This is a genomic window from Methylobacterium marchantiae (assembly GCF_042679825.1).
Taxonomy (GTDB): Bacteria; Pseudomonadota; Alphaproteobacteria; order Rhizobiales; family Beijerinckiaceae; genus Methylobacterium; species Methylobacterium marchantiae.
Genome location: NZ_JBHTND010000026.1, coordinates 45,164 through 65,972 on the forward strand (window position 1 = coordinate 45,164; position 20,809 = coordinate 65,972).

General features: G+C 67.1%; 12 protein-coding genes. 5 read left to right on the plus strand and 7 right to left on the minus strand.

Annotated features, from left to right (window positions below; all coding sequences use genetic code 11):
* Positions 1-5 precede the first annotated feature (5 nt).
* Positions 6-3,125: a double-strand break repair protein AddB gene (gene addB, locus ACFQ4G_RS17130; protein ID WP_238208778.1), complete on the plus strand. Its 3,120-nt coding sequence runs from the start codon at positions 6-8 to the stop codon at positions 3,123-3,125.
* Here the strand turns inward: addB and dmeF are convergent, their stop codons facing one another.
* Positions 3,126-4,106, minus strand: coding sequence for a CDF family Co(II)/Ni(II) efflux transporter DmeF (dmeF, locus tag ACFQ4G_RS17135; protein ID WP_238208777.1), 981 nt, complete (start codon positions 4,104-4,106; stop codon positions 3,126-3,128). It abuts the gene before it with no gap.
* 95 nt (positions 4,107-4,201) lie between these two features.
* Between dmeF and addA the strand changes: the two genes are divergently transcribed.
* Positions 4,202-7,714 (plus strand): double-strand break repair helicase AddA, encoded by a 3,513-nt coding sequence (gene addA / locus ACFQ4G_RS17140; RefSeq protein WP_379040687.1) that lies wholly within the window; start codon positions 4,202-4,204, stop codon positions 7,712-7,714.
* Here addA and ACFQ4G_RS17145 read toward each other — a convergent pair.
* Positions 7,698-8,972 carry a PQQ-dependent sugar dehydrogenase gene (locus ACFQ4G_RS17145; protein ID WP_238208775.1) on the minus strand — a complete coding sequence of 425 codons (1,275 nt, stop codon included), beginning with the start codon at positions 8,970-8,972 and terminating at the stop codon, positions 7,698-7,700. The two genes, addA and ACFQ4G_RS17145, sit on opposite strands and share 17 nt — an antisense overlap.
* A 425-nt stretch (positions 8,973-9,397) precedes the next feature.
* On the opposite strand from ACFQ4G_RS17145, the gene trxA reads away from it, so the two are divergent.
* Positions 9,398-9,718, plus strand: a complete 321-nt coding sequence (trxA, locus tag ACFQ4G_RS17150; protein WP_238208774.1) for a thioredoxin — start codon at positions 9,398-9,400, stop codon at positions 9,716-9,718.
* 180 nt (positions 9,719-9,898) lie between these two features.
* Here the strand turns inward: trxA and ACFQ4G_RS17155 are convergent, their stop codons facing one another.
* The 4 genes from ACFQ4G_RS17155 to trpA all read right to left on the minus strand — a co-directional run bounded on the left by ACFQ4G_RS17155 (position 9,899) and on the right by trpA (position 14,253).
* Positions 9,899-10,729: an outer membrane protein gene (locus ACFQ4G_RS17155; RefSeq protein WP_379040690.1), complete on the minus strand. Its 831-nt coding sequence runs from the start codon at positions 10,727-10,729 to the stop codon at positions 9,899-9,901.
* A gap of 314 nt (positions 10,730-11,043) precedes the next feature.
* Entirely contained in the window at positions 11,044-12,369 is a 1,326-nt protein-coding gene (locus tag ACFQ4G_RS17160) for a bifunctional folylpolyglutamate synthase/dihydrofolate synthase (protein WP_238208772.1), read from the minus strand.
* Between the two features lie 26 nt (positions 12,370-12,395).
* Positions 12,396-13,301: an acetyl-CoA carboxylase, carboxyltransferase subunit beta gene (accD, locus tag ACFQ4G_RS17165; RefSeq protein ID WP_238208771.1), complete on the minus strand. Its 906-nt coding sequence runs from the start codon at positions 13,299-13,301 to the stop codon at positions 12,396-12,398.
* 82 nt (positions 13,302-13,383) lie between these two features.
* A complete protein-coding gene (gene trpA, locus ACFQ4G_RS17170) occupies positions 13,384-14,253 on the minus strand; it encodes a tryptophan synthase subunit alpha (RefSeq protein ID WP_238208770.1) in 870 nt (289 codons plus the stop codon).
* A gap of 323 nt (positions 14,254-14,576) precedes the next feature.
* On the opposite strand from trpA, the gene ACFQ4G_RS17175 reads away from it, so the two are divergent.
* On the plus strand, positions 14,577-16,640 hold the full coding sequence (locus tag ACFQ4G_RS17175; protein ID WP_238208769.1) for an ATP-binding protein: 2,064 nt from the start codon (positions 14,577-14,579) through the stop codon (positions 16,638-16,640).
* A 741-nt stretch (positions 16,641-17,381) separates the two neighbouring features.
* Complete coding sequence (gene gluQRS / locus ACFQ4G_RS17180; protein ID WP_238208768.1) at positions 17,382-18,230, plus strand: tRNA glutamyl-Q(34) synthetase GluQRS; 849 nt, start codon at positions 17,382-17,384, stop codon at positions 18,228-18,230.
* 10 nt (positions 18,231-18,240) lie between these two features.
* Here the strand turns inward: gluQRS and ACFQ4G_RS17185 are convergent, their stop codons facing one another.
* Positions 18,241-20,304: a M23 family metallopeptidase gene (locus ACFQ4G_RS17185; RefSeq protein WP_379040693.1), complete on the minus strand. Its 2,064-nt coding sequence runs from the start codon at positions 20,302-20,304 to the stop codon at positions 18,241-18,243.
* Positions 20,305-20,809 lie beyond the last annotated feature (505 nt).

Sequence of the window (20,809 nt, forward strand, 5' to 3'; positions counted from 1 at the left end):
ACGGCATGACCGCATCCCACGTCTTCACCATTCCTCCGGCCGCGTCGTTCCTGCCGACGCTGGCCGACGCGCTGATCTCGGGCCGGCTGGTGGGGGATGTCGCCAGCGATCCCTTCGCGCTGGCCTCCGTCACCCTCTACCTACCGACACGGCGCGCGGCGCGGGCCTTGTCCGCGATCCTGGCCGAACGGATCGGCAGCGCGCTCCTGCCGCGGCTGATCCCGCTGGGCGAGGCCGACGAGGCAGAGCTCGACGTCGCCGCCAACCCCTTGATCGAGAACGGTCCCGACCTGCTCGCGCCGGCGATGCCGCCCCTGGAACGCAGGCTGATCTTCGCCCGCCTCGTGCAGGCCTGGGCCGAGACGGTCGACCGCAAGCTCCTCCCCATGGGCGACGACGTCCCCTTCGTCGTGCCCTCCTCGCCGGCGGATGCGGTCTATCTCGCCGCCGATCTCGAGAAGCTGATGGATTCCCTCACGGTGGAGGGCGTGGCCTGGACCGAGATCGCCGGGGCGGTGGAGGCGGAGTATTCCCGCTACTTCGGCCTGACCCTCGATTTCGTGCGCATCGCCGCCGAGAACTGGCCGAAGATCCTGCACGATCGCGGTCTGAGCGATCCGGTGGCGCGCTCGCGCACCCTGATCCTGGCCGAGGCGACGCGGCTGCGGCGCGACAAGCCGGTAGATCCGTTCATCATCGCCGGGTCGACCGGATCGGTCCCGGCGACCGCCAAGCTGATCGCCGCCATCGCGAGCCTGCCGAGGGGAGCGGTGGTGCTGCCCGGCCTCGATCTCGACCTCGACGAGGCTGGCTGGGACGCCATCGAGACGGGGGAGGGGAACGCGCGAGAGGTCGCTCACGGCCATCCGCAGGCCATCCTGCACCGACTTCTCGGCCCCGGCTGCCTCGATCTCAAGCGCGCTGCGATCACGACCCTGGGCCAGCCGGCGGATCAGGGCCGGGCGCGGGCCGCGCTTCTTTCGCAAGCCCTGCGCCCGGCCGAGACGACCGACGCCTGGTCCGAACTGACGTCCGACTCGCGCCGCGACATGGCAGAGGCGGGGATGGCGGGGATCGCCGTGGTCGAGGCCGGCGACGAGCGCGAGGAAGCTCTGGCTGCCGCCATCGCCCTGCGCGAGACGCTGGAGGTGCCCGGCGCGACGGCCGCCCTCGTCACGCCCGACCGCAACCTCGCCATACGGGTGGCGGCCGAACTCGCGCGCTGGGGCATCGTCGCGGAGGATTCCGCCGGTGAGGCGCTTTCCGTCAGTCCGGCGGGGCGCTTGGCGCGAATGGCGGCGGAGATGGCGGCGGACCTGCAGCCGCATCGGGTGATCTCTCTTCTCGCTCATCCGCTGGTCCGCCTGTCCATGAGGCGTGACGAGGTTCGTCGCGGTGCGACGGCTCTCGAAATCGGAGCCCTGCGCGGGCCCGCGCCCGCTCCCGGCTTCGAGGGGCTGCGCCGGGTTCTTGCCGACCGGCGGGTCGCGAAAGGGCGAATTCCTCGCGCGCAGAGGCGTCTCACCGACGTGGATTGGGATCTCGCGGCTCGGGTCGTCGACAATCTGGAACAGGCCTTCGACGGCTTCCTTCGCGCCGACCCGGAGGGCAGGGGTTGCCTCGTGGCCCTGGGGCGCAGCCATGCCGCGGTCTTCGAACGACTGATCGCGCCGGCCGAGGGCGACGAACCGGTGGAGGACAATTCACTCTGCGTCCTCGACACCTTGTTCGACGATCTCGCGACTTCGGAGCCGGGCCTGTTGCCCGGAATGCCCCTCGACTACCCGGCCTTCTTCACGGCGCTCGCCCGGGAGCGGATCGTGGCCTGCGGCGGCGACCGGCCCCATCCACGCTTGCGGATCCTGGGCCTCCTCGAAGCCCGTCTGCTCGCTGCCGACCGTATCGTGCTCGGCGGTCTCGACGAGGGTGTCTGGCCGATGAAGACGGTCACCGACGCCTTTCTCAATCGGCCCATGCGCGAGCGGATCGGCCTCAATCCGCCGGAGCGGCGAATCGGCCAGACCGCGCATGATTTCGTCCAGGCACTCGGGTGCCACGACGCCGTCATTACACGCTCGGCCAAGCGCGAGGGGGCGCCGACGGTGCCGTCGCGCTTCCTCCAACGATTGCAAGCCTTTGCCGGCGAGGCCTGCTGGGACCGTGCCCGCGAGAACGGCCGGCGATTCCTGCATTACGCAGCCGCCCTGGACCGCGGGACGGAGCCCGCGCCACCGCGCCTGACTCAGCCGAAGCCGAAGCCCGATCCAGCCCTGTTCCCGCGGATCTTGAGCGTCACCGAGGTCGAGACCCTCGTGCGTGACCCCTACATCATCTTCGCCCGCCACGTTCTCGGGCTCGATCCGCTGGAGCCCGTGGCCGGCCGCCCCGGCGCCAGCGAGCGCGGGACGCTGATCCACGCGGTGCTCGGCGATTTCGCGCAAACCTATCCCGACATCCTGCCCGACGACGCAGCGGAGCGCTTGCGCGCGCTGGCGGAGGACGAATTCGCTGAGATCGCGCGGGATTTCCCTGAACTCTATGCCGAATGGTGGCCGCGCTACGAGCGCCTCGCCGCCGAGTTCCTCGACTGGGAGGCCGAGCGCCGTCCCGCGCTCGCTCGAGTGCGTGCCGAGATGTCCGGACGCTGGGTGCTGCCCATGGGCAAGGAGACCTTCACCCTGCGCGGGCGCGCCGACCGCATCGAGCAGCGCCGCGACGGGACCGCCTGCATCGTCGATTACAAGACCGGCCAGCCACCCAGCAACAAGGAGGTCTTCGCCGGCTTCTCGCCCCAACTCACCCTGGAAGCGGCGATGCTGAAGGCCGGCGCCTTCGAGGGGGTAGCGCGGATGCAGGAGACGCCGGACCTGCTCTACGTCCATGCCACCGGCGGCCGGAAACCGTTCGAGCCGCTCGCGGTCAAGCCGCCACGCGGCGACCCGCGTACCTTGGACGCCATCGTCGAGGAACACGAGCGGCGCTTCCGCGGTCTCGTCGCCCGCTTCATGGCAGGGGAGGCGGCCTACGTTTCGCGCCCCTACCCGAAATACGCCAAGTCGTACGGCGATTACGACCACCTCGCCCGCGTGCTCGAATGGTCGCTGGCGGGAGAGGGGGAGGGGTGATCAGACTACAATCCGCTCACGCCCATGGCCGGGACAGGGATTGGCCTCCACCGTGATGTGGGAGAGCCCTTCGAGGCCGGCGAGCTTGGCCTTATAGGATGCCGGCTCGCGAGGCTCATCCGACACCAGCGAGACGATCAGGCCGGTATGGCCGGGGCCGAGGCGCCAGAGATGGAGATCGGTGATCCTGTCTCCGTTCGCCTCCAGGCGTTTCCGCACGGATTGCGCGAGGCCCCGGTCGGGCACTGCGTCGAGGAGCGTCGCACCGGCGGAGCGGATCAGGGTCCATGACCAGGCGACGATCACCGCCGTACCTACCAGCCCCATGACCGGATCGAGCCAGGCGATGCCGAGATAGCGGCCCGCCAGCAGGGCAACGATGGCCAGCACCGAGGTCAGCGCATCGGCCAGTACATGGACATAGGCAGCGCGCAGGTTGGTGTCGCCGTCATCGGAATGCCCATGCCCGTCGTGACTGTGGTGCTCATGGTGATGGTGGTCGTGACCATGCTCGTGGTCGTGTCCGTCGCCATGCAGCAGCCAAGCGCTGGCGAGATTCACGAAGAGGCCCAGCACGGCGATGGGCAAGGCTTCGCTATAGGCGATGGCCTGCGGGCTCGAGAGGCGCACGATGCTCTCGTAGCCGATGGCGAGGGCGATCATGGCGAGGATGATGGCGCTGGCGAAGGCGGCAAGATCGCCGAGCTTGGCGGTACCGAAGGCGAAACGCGGATCATCGGCATGGAGGCGGGCGAATCGATAGGCCAGGGCCGCGATGCCGAGGGCCGCCGCATGGGTCGACATGTGCCAGCCATCGGCGGTGAGGGCCATCGAGCCGAAGACCGTCCCGCCGACGATCTCCGCCACCATCATCGCGAGGGTGAGGCCGACGACGAGGACGGTCCGGCGCTCGTTGCGCTCATGCGAGCGCCCGAGGAAATCGTGGCGGTGCTGCCAGGTCTCGACGCTGTGACTGTGCATGGAGAGGCTCTTTCGGCTGAATGGTCGGCCGGAACATAGGGGGCTTCTGCACCCGGATCATCCATGTCTATGGAGAAAGGCGACCGAGCCCGGCTATGGAGAACGAGTTGCCAAGACCGGAGACCGACAGGTTGCCCTTCGTCGTCGACGATCTCACCAAGGCGAGCCAGCGCCGCGCCGCCGATCCCCTGGCCTCGGCCTGGGTCTCCGCCAATGCGGGGGCGGGAAAGACCAAGGTCCTGACCGACCGGGTGGTGCGCCTCCTCCTCAACGGCGCGCCGCCGGCGCGCATCCTGTGCCTCACCTTCACGAAGGCGGCGGCGGCCAACATGTCGATCCGGGTGTTCCGCACCCTCGGTCGCTGGGTCACCCTCGACGATGCCGCGCTGACCGCGGAACTCACCGAGTTGACTGGCGAAGCGCCCGCGCGCCGCATGCTGAAGGTAGCGCGGCGCCTGTTCGCCCGCGCCGTCGAGACGCCGGGCGGCCTCAAGATCGAGACCCTGCACGCCCTGTGCGAGCGGCTGCTGCATATGTTCCCGTTCGAGGCCAATGTGCCCGCCCGCTTTCAGGTGCTCGACGAGAACCAGGCCTCCGACATGTTCGCGGCCGAGACCGACCGAGTCCTCGCACAGGCGATGATGGGGAGAAATCCGGAACTCAGGGCAGCCTGGGACCGTGTCGGTCCTGAGGCCACCGGCGACACCCTTCGATCGGTTCTGCGCGCGGCGATGCGGTCTCGTTCCCTGTTCGATGATTCCGAAGGCCTCGCCGCACCCATCGCCGCTTTGTCCGAAGCCCTCGGTCTTCGCTCCGCCGATACGGCAGGCGCGATCGTGGAACGCCTCCTCACAGGCGGCCTTCATGGTTGGAGCGAGCTTGCGCAGCGCCTGCGCACGGGAAAATCCACGGATGAGGCTCTCGCCGACAGGCTTGCCGCCGCCGAAGCCGCGACCGACCCTTCCGACAAGCTCGATCTCTACCGTTCGGTCTTCTTCACCGAGAAGGGGACGCCGAAGGCCGATCGCAGCCTCGGCACCAAGGATGTCCCCTCCGAGGTGAAGGAGGCGCTTCTTGCCGAACGCGACAGACTCGACCCGCTCTTCGATACCCTCCGTGCCGCGCGGGCGCTGGAGCGGACGCAGGCCCTGTTCGTCATCGCAGCCGATATCCACCGCCGGGTGGAGCGCCAGAAGACGCGGCTCGGCGCCCTCGATTTCGACGATCTGATCCACAAGGCTCTCGAACTGCTCTCGCGGGTAGATGCGGCCTGGGTCCTGTACAAGCTCGACCGCGGCATCGATCATGTCCTCGTGGACGAGGCGCAGGACACCAACCCGCGCCAATGGGACATCCTGCGCCGCATCACCGCCGATTTCGCCAGCGGCGAGGGCGCTCGCGACATCCTGCGCACGCGCTTTGCGGTGGGCGATCCGAAACAGTCGATCTACAGTTTCCAGGGCGCTGAGCCGCGAGAATTCGCCACCGTGCACCGCGAATGGCGGACGGCGTCCGAACAGGCCGGGATGCCGTTCGAGGACGTGACGCTGAACCTGTCTTTCCGCTCCACCAAGGGCATCCTGCGCGCGGTGGACGCCACCTTCGCCGCGCCCGAGCATTTTCAGGGCCTGTCCTTCGACGATGCCGCCATCGGCACCACGCACGAGACGGCGCGCCGGGATGCGCCCGGCGTCGTCGAGATCTGGCCCGTGGAGGTTCCCGCCGCCGAGGAGGAGCCCGATGCCTGGGCGGCGCCCGTGGACGCACCAGAGGCCAATGCGCCGTCCATCGTCACGGCGCGGCGTGTGGCGCGGGCGGTCAAGGCGTGGACCACCGTCGGCGACGAGGGCGGCCGCGTCTGGCGTGCAGGCGATGTGCTCATCCTCGTGCGCAAGCGCTCCGCCGCATTCGAGGAAGTGATCCGCGCCCTGAAAGTGTGCGGCGTGCCCGTGGCGGGCCAGGACCGTCTCGACATCACGGCCCATATCGCGGTGAACGACCTCGTCTCCGTCGGGCGGGCAGGGCTGCTGCCGGCCGACGATCTCACCCTCGCCGGAGCCTTGAAGACGCCGCTGGTAGGGCTCGACGACGACGATCTCGTCCGCATCGCCGCCCGCCGCGAAGACTCCGAGACGCTGGAGGATGCCCTCGCCCGGCACGCAGCCGCGGGCGATCCAGCTGCGATCCGGGGGCATGCCGCCCTCACCCTATGGATCGATCTCGCCGCCCGGCACGGTCCGTTCGGCTTCTACGCGAGCCTGCTGGGGCCGCATGAGGGCCGGATGAGGCTGGTCTCGCGCCTTGGCGGCGAGGCGGGAGACGCCATCGGCGTGTTCCTGATGAAAGCGGCGGAGGCCGAGCAGGCGGCGGAGGCTCCCTCTCTCGATGGTTTCCTGACACGCTACGACATCACCCCGGGGCGAGGCGCCAACGGCCTCACCGTCAAGCGCGACCTCGAATCCGGCCGCGATGAGGTCCGGGTGATGACGATCCACGGCGCCAAGGGTCTGGAGGCTCCTCTCGTCGTGATGATCGACGGCTGCGAACCGCTCGGGCGAAACGATCCGCAACTTCTCGTCATGCCGGGTAGTCGGGACGGCGCGTTGCCGCCGGTCTGGGCCGGGTCGAAGACGCAGGATACGGAAGCCGTGGCGGCTGCCCGAGAGGCGCATCAGGCCCGCGCCCGCGAGGAGCACAACCGTCTGCTCTACGTCGCCCTGACCCGTGCCGCCGACCGCCTCGTCGTCGCGCCCTATCGCGGCCATGAGGAACAGGGCGACACCGCCTGGTGCGAGATGGTCCGCAAGGGGTTGGAACAAGCCTTCGGCTCGGGAGAATCCGTCGAGACGACCTATGGCCCGACGCTCTTGTGGCGGTATGGGGCCACGCAAACTTCCGACATCACCTCCGGGGGAGGCGAGCCGAGCGAGGTGCCGGCCCCCTCTTGGTTGAGGCGGCCGGTAGGGAACGAGGTCGATGTGGCGCCGCCTGTCACCCCATCCGGTGCTCTCGGCGCCGCGGACGGCCAGCGCGAGATCCCGCGCCGGCAGGCCAATCCGCAGGCACGACGCCGCGGCATCCTGTTTCATTCGCTCATCGAGCACCTGCCGCGCCTCGACGGGAACCAAAGGCCGAATGCGGCAGCTTCGTTTATCAGGGCACGCGCGCCATCGATGCCTGTCCCCGAGCAGGACCGATTGGTGGCGGATGTCCTGAGACTGATCGACGATCCGGCTCTCGCCGCGCTATTCGACGGAGATGCGAGAGCCGAGGTCACCTTGTCGGGCCGCGTCGACGTGGCAGGGCGTCTGCGACCCGTCTTTGGGCGCGTCGATCGGCTGAGCATCCGTCCCGACAGAATCGTCGTCGCCGACTTCAAGACGAGCCGCCCGCCCGCGGAGCATACTCTCATTCCCGAAGGCGATGCCGCGCAGCTCTCGCTCTACGTAGCGCTTCTGCGGGACATCTATCCTGGCCGTGAGGTCGAGGCGATGCTGGTCTGGACCTCCGGGCCGGTCATACGCCGCATGGCCGAGGCCGACATCGCGTCGGCACTCGCTTCGCTCGGTCCGCGCCCGTCCGGCACCGGCATTACGGTGTCAGCTTGAGGATTTCCCCGTCCGGCCCATCCGTCACCGCGTAGACGGCTCCGTCGCTGCCGACCCTGACGTCACGGATGCGATGATCGAGGGGAATGCGCTCCTCGGTGACAACCTTGTCGCCGTCGAGCTTCAGCGCGACGATGCCGCCGCTCACGAGGCCGCCAACGAGGAACGCGTCCTTCCAGGCCGGGAACAATGTGCCCGTGTAGAGAGCCATGCCGGACGGACCGATCACCGGGTCCCAGTAATAGACAGGCTGGACCGTGCCGCCCGCCTGGGTCTTGCCCTCGCCGATCTTCTCGCCGCTATACTCGATGCCGTAGGTCACTTCCGGCCAGCCGTAATTCAATCCCGGCCGAGGACGGTTCAATTCGTCGCCGCCGCGAGGCCCGTGCTCGACGGTCCAGAGTCGTCCCTGGCCGTCGAGGGCCGCCGACTGAATGTTGCGATGGCCGTAGGACCAGATCTCGGGCTTCGCCTTCTCGCCGCCGGTGAACGGGTTGTCCTTCGGGGCATTACCGTCGGTGTCGATCCGGAAGACCTTGCCGAGCCCGCTCGTGAGATCCTGGGCCTGGACACGCGGTCCCTTGTCCGAGCGCTCGCCGACGGTGACGAACAGCTTGCCATCCGGTGCAAAGACGAGGCGCGAGCCGAAATGCTTGTCGCCGTCGTAGGTGGGCGTCTGGCGGAAGATGACCTTCATCTCGTCGAGGCGGCCACCACCCTTTTCCTCGATGAGCTTGGCGCGAGCCACCGTCGTGCCGTTACCCTTCTCGCGCGGCTCGGAATAGCTGAAATAGATCAGGCGGTCGGCGACGAAGCTCGGGCTCAGCGCCACATCGAGGAGGCCACCCTGGCCGCGAGCATCCACCTTCGGCACGCCGCTGATCGGCTGGCCGACCGTGCCATCCTTGGTGATGATGCGCATCTTGCCGGTCCTTTCCGTGACGAGCATCCGCCCGTCCGGCAGGAATTCCATGGCCCATGGGCTGTCGAGGCCCTTGGCGACGACGGCAACCTGGACCTTGGTCGCCTCGACCGGCTTCGGTGCACGCGTCTGATTGGGAAGAAGAGGCTTGTAGGCGGTGTTCGGCGCTGCCGTTTCGGCAGGCTCTCCGCCCGCCGCCTCGTGCTGTGGCGCCGCGAAGGAATCGCCTCCGATCCGCGGCTGGGGCGTCCCGGTATTGCCGTCCTGTGCGAGGGCCGAGGTGCCGAGGCCCAGAGCGGTGAGGGAGGCAAGCAATGTCGGAGAGATGCGCGTCACGTGGTGATGTCCTCCATGGCCGGCCTTCGACTGACCGACTCTCAGCCCGTTACGGGTTCACGTCACCGGATGGCGGCCGAGTCCGCCCTGAAACGAAAATGCACGGTCGCGCCCGCTCCGGCGCCCGCTCACCGCCTTCCGATAGCCTGGATGGACATGGGGCGACAGGAGGGCTTTGACGAGGGGCGACGTGCATCACATCGAGACATCGCGTCTGGATACGGTACCGGGACGGTCGAGCGCTCGGGTCGGGAAACCGGCGCGACCGCGGCGACGGAACACCGGTGGATGACGCATGTGAGAAACGAGAGCCTGCCCCGTCCCCGGCACCTTATGCCTTGACCGTCCCGGCCTGCGTCGCCAACTCTCGCTTCAAGCCGGCGCGGACTAGGTCTCGCCGACCGTGCAATGGGAAAGGGATCGTGATGGCGACGGTAAAAGTGACCGACGCGAGCTTCGAGCAGGACGTTCTCAAGTCCGCCGAGCCCGTGGTCGTGGATTTCTGGGCGGAATGGTGCGGCCCCTGCCGCCAGATCGGTCCCGCGCTCGAAGAGATTTCGGCGGACATGCAGGGCCGCGTGAAGATCGCCAAGGTCAATGTGGACGAGAACCCGGGCATCGCCGCGCAGTACGGTATCCGCTCGATCCCGACTCTCCTGATCTTCAAGGACGGGCAACTCGCCAGCCAGAAGGTCGGCGCCGCGCCCAAGGGCGACCTGTCCCGCTGGATTCAGGCCAGCGCCTGATCCCGCATCATCGTCTGACGTCACGAAGCCCGGCCGGAAGGCCGGGCTTCTTTTTTGTGTCGATGCTCGCCGATTTGCAGAGCTTGATCCTAGTCAGGATCTACACAAACACGAAAAAACCCGACCGTAAGGCCGGGTTTCTCCGTTTCGAGACCCTTGTCGACGTTGCGACGTAACGGCCTAGTACGAGCCGAACTTGTAGTTCAGGCCGGCGCGCACAACGGCGAACTCGGTCTCGCGAGCCGAGGGGCTGAGCGAGACAACGTTGACCGGCGGCAGGGTATAGACGGAGCGGTTGCCACGGCCATCCTGCTCGAGGTTCACGTACAGACCTTCGACCTTCATCGTCACGGCCGAAGAGCGGAAGAAGTTCAGGAACGAATCGACCGGAAGAGCGTACTCGATGCCGCCGCCGGCAGCGTAGCCGGTGCGGAAATCGTCACGGCCCGAACCACCGTCGCCGTAGGCAAAGCCGCCGGTGCCGTAGAACAGGACGCGGTCGAAGGCGTAACCGACGCGGCCGCGGACCGTGCCGAAGAAGTTCATCTCGGTACCGGGGGTCCGGACGGACGCGTTATTGAGGCCAGCGAGACCGGGGGTGCCGGTGAAGCTGATAGCCGAGGCGTTGAAGAGACGCGAACGGTTGCTGAAGTCGGTGTACTGGGCGTCAGCTTCGATGCCGACGACGAGGCCCGAACCCGGCGTGAACTGGTAGTTGTAGCCGACCTGACCACCGCCGACGAAGCCTTCATTGCTGTTGCCGCCCGGAACGGAAAGCACGCCATCGGTGCCGCCCGAGTTCAGCACAGAGAGGGCCGGGAGGTTGTAACGGTTGCTGTCGCTGCCGGCGTCGAAGCCGTAGCCGGCGTTGATACCGAAGTAGAAGCCGGTCCAGGTGAACACCGGCACCGGCACGAAGACCGGCGGCGCAGCGCGACGCGGAAGGTCGGCGGCGGTAGCCGCCGCCGTGAGGGCCGTGAAGGCCGCGAACGAGGTAAGAAGCTTTTTCATCATTGATCCCCAGCGAAGTGCCCGATCGACGATGAAACTAGTCGATTTTCCACAGCCGAGATGTAGCGCGAGGGCCACACCCTATCTCAGACGCATCAGCCGTGGCCGCTTCGGTGGAAATAGAGGATTGCCGAGGCGGTTGTGTCGGAAACGATACCAAAAGATAAGATCTTCGTCCTGTCGGGCCGATGTCTTAGCCTGTTGTTTACGAAGTTTTCCAATGCCGACGCCGCATTCATCGCATCCTCTCACGAATCGTCTGGATCGGACGAATCGTTGCGGTCGAACCAACTCCTCTCGCCGGCGAGAGGGGATCAAGTCGGCGGCGTACCGTTTGCGGTGAGGACGTTGCCCGCGAGGTAGAGCGAGCCGCAGACCAGGATGCGCGGGGGGTGCTCGAAGGCAAAATCCGCGAGGCTCTCCAAGGCCGCCTCAACGCTCGACGCGACATAGGCCGTCAATCCGACGTCGGCCGCGATCTGGGCGACTTCCTCGGCGGGACGGGCCGCCATCTGGCCGGAGATCGGAACCGCGATGAGGCCGCGGGCGAGCCCGACGAAATTGCGCAGGAAGCCCTCAGCATCCTTCGTGCCGAGCAGTCCGACCACCAGGACGAGGGGCACATCGCTCCGCTCGACGAGATCGGCCATCGCGGTCGCCAGGATGCGACCGCCGTCGATGTTGTGGCCGCCATCGAGCCATAGCTCGGCGCCGGCGGGAATCATCTCGGCGAGGCGTCCGCGGTTGAGCCGCTGCAGGCGCCCCGGCCATTCGACCTTGTTGAGGCCGGCCTCGATCGCCCCTACTCCGATATCGCCGAAGCCGGCCGCGCGCAGGGCCGCGATCGCGGTGGCGGCATTGGTGAATTGATGACGCCCGTTGAGCCGGGGCTGCGGCAGGTCGAACAGGTCGAGCTCGTCCTGGTAGACGATGCGCCCACGCTCTGCATGGACCGAGAAATCCTGGTTGCCGACGCGGATCGGTTCGGCCCCGACCTCCTCGGCGAGACGGCACAGCACAGCATCCGCCTCCTTGTAATCCTGGGCCGCGATGATCGCCGGGCAGCCACGCTTGAAGATGCCAGCCTTCTCGGTCGCCACCGCCTCGACTGTGTCACCGAGATATTCGGCATGGTCGCGCCCTATCGGCGTGACGACGGCTGCGGCCGGATTGTCGATGACGTTGGTGGCGTCGACCCGGCCGCCGAGGCCCACTTCCAGGAGAAGTACGTCCGCCGGGCTTTCCGAGAAGAGCAGGAAGGCCGCGGCCGTCGTGATCTCGAAAACCGTGATCGGCTCGCCGGAATTAGCCGCCTCGCAGCGGGCCAGGGCATCGGCGAGCTGGTCCTCAGGCACGTAGCTGCCACCACCGATCGCGCCGATGCGGATACGCTCGTGGAAGCGGACGAGGTGCGGCGAAGTATAGACATGCGCGGCGAGGCCGCCGGCTTCGAGGATCGCCCGCATGAAGGCGATGGTCGATCCCTTGCCGTTGGTCCCCGCCACGTGGATCACGGGCGGCAGCTTGCGCTCGGGATGGCCGAGACGTTCGAGCAGGCGCTCGATCCGCCCGAGCGACAGGTCGATCGTGCGGGGGTGGAGGGCCAGGAAGCGCGCCATCAGCGCATCGGAAGAATCCATGGATCGGCTCGCCGTATCGCGTGGGCTCAGGCCGGCTCTTGGACGGCGGTCACGCGCGCTGGCGCCGTCGTCGCGGGCTGGTTCATCAGCAGGCCGCAGAGCCGGGAGATCGTGTCCTTCAGGGCGTGTCGGTGCACGACCTGATCGACCATGCCGTGTTCTCGCAGGTACTCGGCCCGCTGGAAACCGTCAGGCAGCTTCTCGCGGATCGTCTGCTCGATGACACGGGGGCCGGCAAAACAGATGAGAGCGCCGGGCTCGGCGAGATGCACATCGCCGAGCATGGCGTAGGAGGCGGTGACCCCGCCGGTGGTCGGATTGGTGAGCACGACGATGTAAGGGAGCTTCGCTGCGTTCAGCCGGCGCACGGCCACCGTAGTCCGCGGCATCTGCATGAGCGAGAGGATGCCCTCCTGCATGCGCGCTCCGCCGGAGGCTGAGAACAGGATGTAGGGTGTGCGCTTGTCGAGTGCCGTCTCGGCGCCGCGGACGAAGGCCTCGCCGGCGGCCATGCCGAGCGATCCGGCCATGAAGGCGAAGTCCTGCACCGCGAGCGTCATCGGCAGCCCAGAGACCCGGCCGAAACCGATCTTGAAGGCATCCGGCATGCCGGTCTTGGCGCGGGCGTCCTTCAGCCTGTCGGCATAGCGCTTCTCGTCACGGAACTTGAGCGGGTCGGTCGCCACGTCCGGCAATGGCACGTCGATCCAAGTGCCCTCGTCGAACATCATCTTCAGGCGCGCCTGGGCGCTCATCTTCAGATGATGCTCCGACCCGGGGATGACCCAGTGGTTTCCCTCCACCTCCTTGTGGAACACCATCTGCCCGCTATCGGGACATTTGACCCAAAGGTTCTCGGGGGTCTCGCGCTTGAACAGGGTCTTGATCTTGGGGCGCACGACCTCCGAGATCCAGTTCATGGGTTCAACCATCGTCGACGGACCATTCTTGAGGGAAGGGGTCTCGGATGAGCCGAGGATCGGCTCTCGGGCAAATCTTTCCGGGGCATCGCGATCAGGCGATCCGGCCGCGCGCTCCTTCGGCCAGTTCGCGCACAAGGGCGCTCACCACCTCTGCCGCGTCCTGGCCATCCACCACCGCCCGATGGATCACATCGACCAGGGCCGAGCCGACGACCACGCCGTCAGCTCCCTTCGCGATCGCGGCGGCTTGAGCGCCCGTCCTGACACCGAAGCCCACCACGACCGGCAGTTCGGTATGGCGCCGGATCCGTGCCACCGCCTCGGCCACGCGGCCGAAATCCGGCGTTGCCGTGCCGGTGATCCCGTTGATCGAGACATAGTAGACGAAGCCGGCGGTATTCGCGAGGACGGCGGGAAGCCGGCGCTCGTCCGTGGTGGGTGTCGCGAGCCGGATGAAGGCGAGGCCCTTCGCGAGAGCCGGCAGGCAGAGCTCGTCGTCCTCCTCCGGCGGCAGATCGACGACGATCAGGCCGTCGATCCCGGCAGCGACGGCGTCGTCGAGAAAACGGTCGACGCCGTAGGCGTGGATCGGATTGTAATAGCCCATCAGGATGACGGGGGTCCCGCCGTTGCTCTCGCGGAAGCGACGGACGAGACCGAGGGTCTTGACGAGATCCTGTCCGCCCGCGAGTGCGCGGAGGGCCGCGGCCTGGATCGCCGGGCCGTCGGCCATCGGGTCGGTGAAGGGGAGCCCGAACTCGACGATGTCGGCGCCGGCCTGCGGCAGTGCCTGCAGCACCTTGAGGGAGGTCTCGGCATCGGGGTCGCCCGCCATCACGTAGGTCACGAGGGCAGCGCGCCCCTCCGCACGGCAGCGGGCGAAGGTGGCCTCGATGCGGGTCTCGACGGAACCGCTCGGGCGGGAAGAGATCGAAAGGGGCTCTGACGGCGAAAGGGTCATGGTGCCTGCGTCTCACGGCCCGCCCTCCGAAAAAGGGGCAGCCCAGGAACAAGCCGTCGCGCCTACACCATCGCGGCCTGCCCGTGAAGCGCGACCCGCCGACTAGGCCCGACATCCGCAGCAGGCTCGGCCCGTCGGCGAGGGATCGACGTCGCCCGGTATCCCGTCAACCAAGCCTTAAGCTCCTTTCGAAAGCCGCCCTTCAATCCCGCATGCGAGACAGGGGGCGGGGTGTCCGAAGGCCGAGGGCATCAGCGCCGCGCGGCGGCTTGCCATACGGCAATTCGGGTCGCGATCGTTCGCGCCGCCAACGGAGAGGTTCGATGGTCACGCTGCAAGTCCTTCTTGCTCTCGCCCTGTTCGCGATCCTGGCCGGAACCTGCACGTTCGTCTGGAAGCAGCGCCGACCGGCGGGCCATGGTGCCGAGATCGAAAGGCTTCAGGACAGCATCTGGCGGATGTCCGAGAGCGAGGAGCGGTACCGCGCCCTTGTCGAGGCGACCACCGACGTCATCGTCCAGCGCGACGCCCAGGGCCGCATCACTTTCGCCAATGACGGGTTCGCGCGGCTCATCGGAGCCGAACCTCTGACTCTGCTCGGCTCGACGGTGCAACTCGAGATCCTCGAACAGGGACTTCGCCACCAGCAGCCCGATGGCGTAAGCCGCGTCGAGATGCGGGTGCGTCCCATCGACGGCATCCCGCGCTGGTTCTCCTTCATCGAGACGCCGGTCACTGGCTCCGGCGGGCGGACGCAGTGGCTGCGTGCGGGGTCCGACATCACGGAGCGGATCGAATCCGCCCGCTCCCTCGACGAGGCGCTTCATCGGGCCGAGGCGGCCAACATCGCGAAGTCCCGCTTCCTCGCCACCGTCAGCCACGAATTCCGCACGCCGCTCAACGGCATTCTGGGAATGGCCGACCTCGTCCTCGATACCGGTCTCGATGCCGAACAGCGAACCTATGTCGAAGCGGTCAAGACGTCCGGACGGGCACTGCTGACGCTCATCGACGGCATCCTCGACTTCTCGCGAATCGAGGCGGGCCGCCTCGACCTGTCCGCGGAGCCGTTCGACCTGCGGGCGGTGGTGGAAGGTGTGGTCGAACTCCTGGCTCCCCGTGCCCAGGACAAGGGCATCGAGATCGCCTTGGACGTGGCCGATGACGTCCCGATGGAGGTCGTCGGGGATGCGGACAGGGTCCGGCAGATCGTCGTCAATCTTGCCGGCAACGCGATCAAGTTCACTCATCACGGCGGCGTCGGCATCACGATGAGCCGGTTCGCTGGCGAGATCGTCCTGGAAATCTCGGATACGGGGCCCGGCATCCCCGAAGACCGCATCCCGGTCCTGTTCGAGGAATTCGAGCAGGGCGACAGCAGCGCCAGCACGCGCCATGAAGGCACCGGCCTCGGCCTCGCCATCACCCGGCGCCTCGTCGCGCGGATGGGGGGGCGCATCGATGCGCGCTCCGTGGTCGGCTGCGGCAGCACGTTCACCGTGCACTTGCCTCTGCCGGCGGGTGCTGCCGATGCGAGTGCCGCGTCTCCCGTCTCCCTCGACGGCCGCAAGGTCCTGATCGTGGCCGAGTCGCCCTATCAGGCGCCCTTCCTCGCACGGCGCCTGTCTCGATCCGGCGCCTCCGCGCTGGTGGTGTCGAACCTCGATGCCGGCCTCGATGCCCTGTCGGACGTGCCCTTCGATGCGATCATCGCCGACCGTTCCCTCGGTGACGAGGCGGTGCGCAGCCTCGCGGCGGAAGCAACGCGATGCGGCGTGCGCTGCAGCCTCATCCTGCTCTCCCCCTTCGATCGTCGCGAATTCGGCGCCCCGGGTGCGGCCGGGTTCGACAGTTATCTCATCAAGCCCGTGCGAGCCCGCTCGCTATTCGACAGGCTCCTCGAACCGACCTCTTCCAAGACTTCCGCGGACCTCGTGGCGAGACGTCCGCCCAGCTTCGGGGCGGTCCCCGCTTCCAGAGCGAGGCCGCGCGGGACGTCGGGCATCCGGGTCCTTCTCGCCGAGGACAACCCGATCAATGCCCTCCTGGCGACAAGGGCTTTGGAACGGCTCGGCGCCGCAGTGGTGCTGGCGCGGGACGGGCTCGAAGCGTTGACGCAACTCGATCAGCCCGCATCCCGCTTCGACCTCGCCCTCATCGACATTCGCATGCCGGGGATCGACGGCCTTGAGACGGCGCGACGACTCCGTGCGAGCGAGGCCGAGCACGGCCGTCCGCCGCTTCATCTGGTGGCACTGACCGCCAATACCGGCCGAGACGACGAGCGGGCGGCGCGGGAGGCCGGCTTCGACGCGTTTCTGGCAAAGCCCCTCGATCTCAAGGCTTTGGCCGATCTCCTCGATCGGACCTCCGCCGCTGCGGCCTGAGACGCTCTCGACGCAATTCGAGCTTTTCCGTCACCGATAGTTCCGGACAGCGCCCTCCCTATGAAATGCGGGCGAGCATCGTGGGATGCGCCCCCGCATCAAAGTCTAAGAACGACTGCGGCCGCTATCGATCGAGGCCATGTCGCCCGGTCTGAGTCGCTCGGTTCAACAGGGTTGCATGGGAGGATTCGAGCAGTCCCACACGACCGAGGCGACGTTCCGGCACGAAATGGCTGCGCCATGGATCGTTCAGCAAGGCGGATTTCCCGCGGAACGGTCAGGGTTTGCCCATGACCAGCGGGGGCGCGCGCGATGGCCGCATCCCGGCCTGGGCGACCCTTCATCGACGCTCTCACGAGCGGCGGCCCACGCGTTGACAGGGCGCGGCGCGCGGGCGAACACGGGCGCCATGCAAGCACCAGCCTCGCCACCTTCGGACGCCAGGGCGCCGACACCGCCATCGTCGAACCGGGACGGTTTCGTGGCTATGGCTGTTGCCGCGTTGGTGGTGCTCACAGTCCTCATCGGCACCTTCGCGCCGTCCTCGCGGGGACCCGGCGGGCATAATTCTCCGGCCGACGACATCACCTGCGCTGAGTGGACGAACGGCTGCACCATCTGTCAGCGTCACGCTGAAGGTCCAGCCTGCTCCCTGCCCGGGATCGCCTGCGTCCCGCAAGCGCCGCACTGCCTCCGCCATTCCGGAGGCTGAACGCAGCGCCCAGACGTGATTTGGCTTCCGTGATCCGCCTTCGCTTCGCGCCGAGCCCCAACGGGCGTCTCCATCTCGGACACGCCTATTCGGCGCTGGTGAGTGCGGATTTCGCCGATCGACTTGGTGGTGAACTCGCTCTGCGCATCGAGGACATCGATCCGGTGCGGTCGCGTCCCGAATTGATCTCGGCCATCGAGGCCGACTTGGCTTGGCTCGAGATCGGTTTCAGCGGACCAGTGCGGCATCAGTCCCGGCATCTGTCGGCCTATCGCGATGCCGTCGAGACCCTCGGCGCTCGCGGCCTCGCCTATCCCTGTTTCTGCTCCCGCGCCGCCGTGATCTCGGCGGCCGGACCGGAGCCGGCCCGCGATCCGGATGGGTCGCCGCTCTATCCCGGCACGTGTCGCTCGCTCGCTTCAGCCGAACGGCAGTCGCGCCTCGCCGCCGGCGGGGCGCATGGATGGCGGCTCGATATGGGCCGTGCCCTCGGTGTAGCGCCCGGCCCGCATCGCTTCCGCTGCCTGGACACCGCCTGTATCGAGACCTCTCATCCCGCCGATCCTGCCCGCTGGGGCGACGCATTGATCGCTCGCCGCGACGTACCCACAAGCTATCATCTCTCCGTCGTGGTCGACGATGCCGTCCAGGCGATCAGCCATGTGGTTCGCGGCGCGGATCTCCTGGCCGCGACCGACCTCCATATCCTGCTACAGGCGCTGCTCGGACTCGACAGTCCAGCCTATCACCATCATCCCCTGATCCTGGATGCGGACGGGATGAAACTCGCCAAGTCGCGCGGGTCCGAATCCCTCGGTGATCTCCGCGAGCAGGGCATCACGCCGACTGAGATACGCCGCCGGCTCGGATTCGGATGAGGGCAGAAGTTCAGCGTGTCCCTTCACGCTGGGCCATGGCGGTGCCGGTACGGGATTTCTGCATCGTGCCCTCGATCTGCTCGCGCTGCCGCGTGAACTCGGTGAGCATCCGCCCGTCGAGTTCGCGCCCGCGGGGTACCCGGATCTTCATCGGGTCGACGAAATGGCCGTTGATGATGACCTCGTAATGCAGGTGCGCGCCGGTCGAGAGGCCGGTGGAGCCGACATAGCCGATCACCTGGCCCTGACGCACCTTGGCGCCGGCCGTGACCCCACGGGCGAAACGCGACATGTGGTTGTAGGTGGTGACGTAGCCGTTGATGTGCTGCAGTTCCACACGACGGCCATAGCCAGAATCCCATTCCGCCTTGATGACGGTTCCGTTGCCGGCGGCGACGATGGGCGTGCCGATCGGATTGGCCCAGTCCACTCCTGTATGGAGCTTGGCATAGCCGAGGATCGGGTGGCGCCTGTAGCCGAAGCCCGAGCGCATGATGCCGTCGGCGATGGGTTTGCGGATCAGGAACTTCTTCAATGATCGTCCCTGCTCGTCGAGGTAGTCGATCGAGCCGTCGTCGGGGGATTGGAACCGATAGACCTTGCGCACCTCTCCTCCGAGGTTGAGCGACGCATAGAGCAGTTCGGGTCGGTCGAGTGCTGCCTGACCGCCTTCCTCGTCATAGGTATAGAAGACGTCGAGGCTGTCGCCGCTCGAGATCCGGCGCTGGAAATCGATGTCGTAGCTGAAGATCCTGACGATATCCTCCACGGTCGCCCGCGGAAGGTCGTGCCGTGCCGCGGTCTCGTAGAGGCTCTGATAGAGGCGAGGCCCCGAGCCGCCATCCTCGTCTTCGCCGTCATCCGCGGAATCGGTGGCGGCAGGCGCTTTACGTGCCGACTTGTCGTCCACCGCCTGAGCCACCGAAACGAAGGCGCCGCGGTCGTTGACGGCCGCGATGCCCTCGACACCATTCTCGCCATAGAGAGTGACCCGCGTCAGTTGCCGCGGATCGCCGGGCTTCGGACCCGGCGCGATCTGGATGCGGAACTGTTGGCCTTCGGCCAACTCGCCGACTCGCGTGCGTCCGCCGAGAGCGGCGACCACGCCCTTGATCTGTTCGTCGCTCGCCTGGCCGGTCGCTTTCAGCAAGGCTTCCAGCGTGTCACCGCGCTTGATCGCCAGGTCGCGATCCTCCACCAGCGGCGGCTCACCCTGCCGCAGACTGGTCTTCGCGAGATTGGTGACGTTCTCAGGCACCACCAAGACGTCGATCGACTTGAAGGGGCTTGCGTCTCCCGATGGAGAGGCGACACCACCGAAATCCGGCGATGCGATTCCCTGCTGAAGCGCGCGCGACAGCATGAGCTGGGGGGCGATCGGGAGCGCCGTGCGGCGCCCGGCCTCCGCGGCCAGCCGCTTCTCCTCCTCGACCTGTGCGGTCACGGCGTCGTCTCCGAGAGAGGGCGCGTCCGCCTCGATCGGCATCGTGGTGAGATCCCGCTTGATCACGGTGACCTCGGCGCCCGGAGCATCGGCGGCACTCGGCTCGGCCGCCCGTTCGAGCGGCTCGTTGGAGACGAACTTCATCGGGTCGAAACGCGGCATCTCGGCCGAGAAGACCCCCGTCGACATCGAGAGAGCGGTGGAGATCCGGACGAAGGGCCGAACCTTGATGATCTCGCGTTCGCCGAGACGGACTGTCACCGGCGAGCGGAAGGTCTGCTTGGCTGAGGCGATCATCACATTGCGAACGAGCCGGTCGCCCTTGCGCGCGATGTTGGCCACGTCGTCGCTGGGAGCGGGACGCACCACGATCTCGGCATGTTCGGGGACGGCGGCAAAGGAGACATCGCCCTGTAGCGACACGTAGATCGCGGCTCCGATGAGGCCGGCTCCCGTTAGTCCGGTCAGTGCGCTCGCGCAGAGCCAGCGCAAATTGACCTCACGCCGATCGATCCTGGCGGAATCGGTGACGTACAGGTCGAGAGGGGCATCCGTTGCCCGGTTGGGCTGTGTTGGGCGCTGATCGGCACCGCGCGTGGGAGCTCCGATCCTGCGACGACCGCGCGTCACGTTGTTCCCTCTCAAGCGTGTCTCATTCTCTCAGGGTGCCAGCCAATTCTCTATGGTCGATGGCCGGCAGAACGTGATCCGTCACCGACGATATCGGCTAGGGGCCGACATGTCGAAGGGGAGCATGTCGAGATTGAGGCGTGTCAGGAAGAGGCGAACCGGACGGCCGATCCGATGAGATGAGGGCGGTGACGCCATCCACGTCGCCATTTCGGCTCTAGGATGCTCGGCCCGGGAACGAGGTTCTGACCTAAAAGCGGGATCGGAACGGCGATGCGCCATCGAACGGATGCCCTAACGAGCCGTGTGCTCAAGCTGAGAAGAGGCGTGGCTCGCTGAATTCGTATTCATTTTCAGTGAGTTATGGTCGTACGTCATGTCTCTGTCGTGAAAAACCGTCAGCTCTGTGATTTTGGCATTGACGGGTCAGGTCGGTGTGTCTAGAAGCCTGTTCATCGGCGGCGGCCAGCGGGGACTTCGGTTCGGCGGGCGTTGTTTGTGTCTC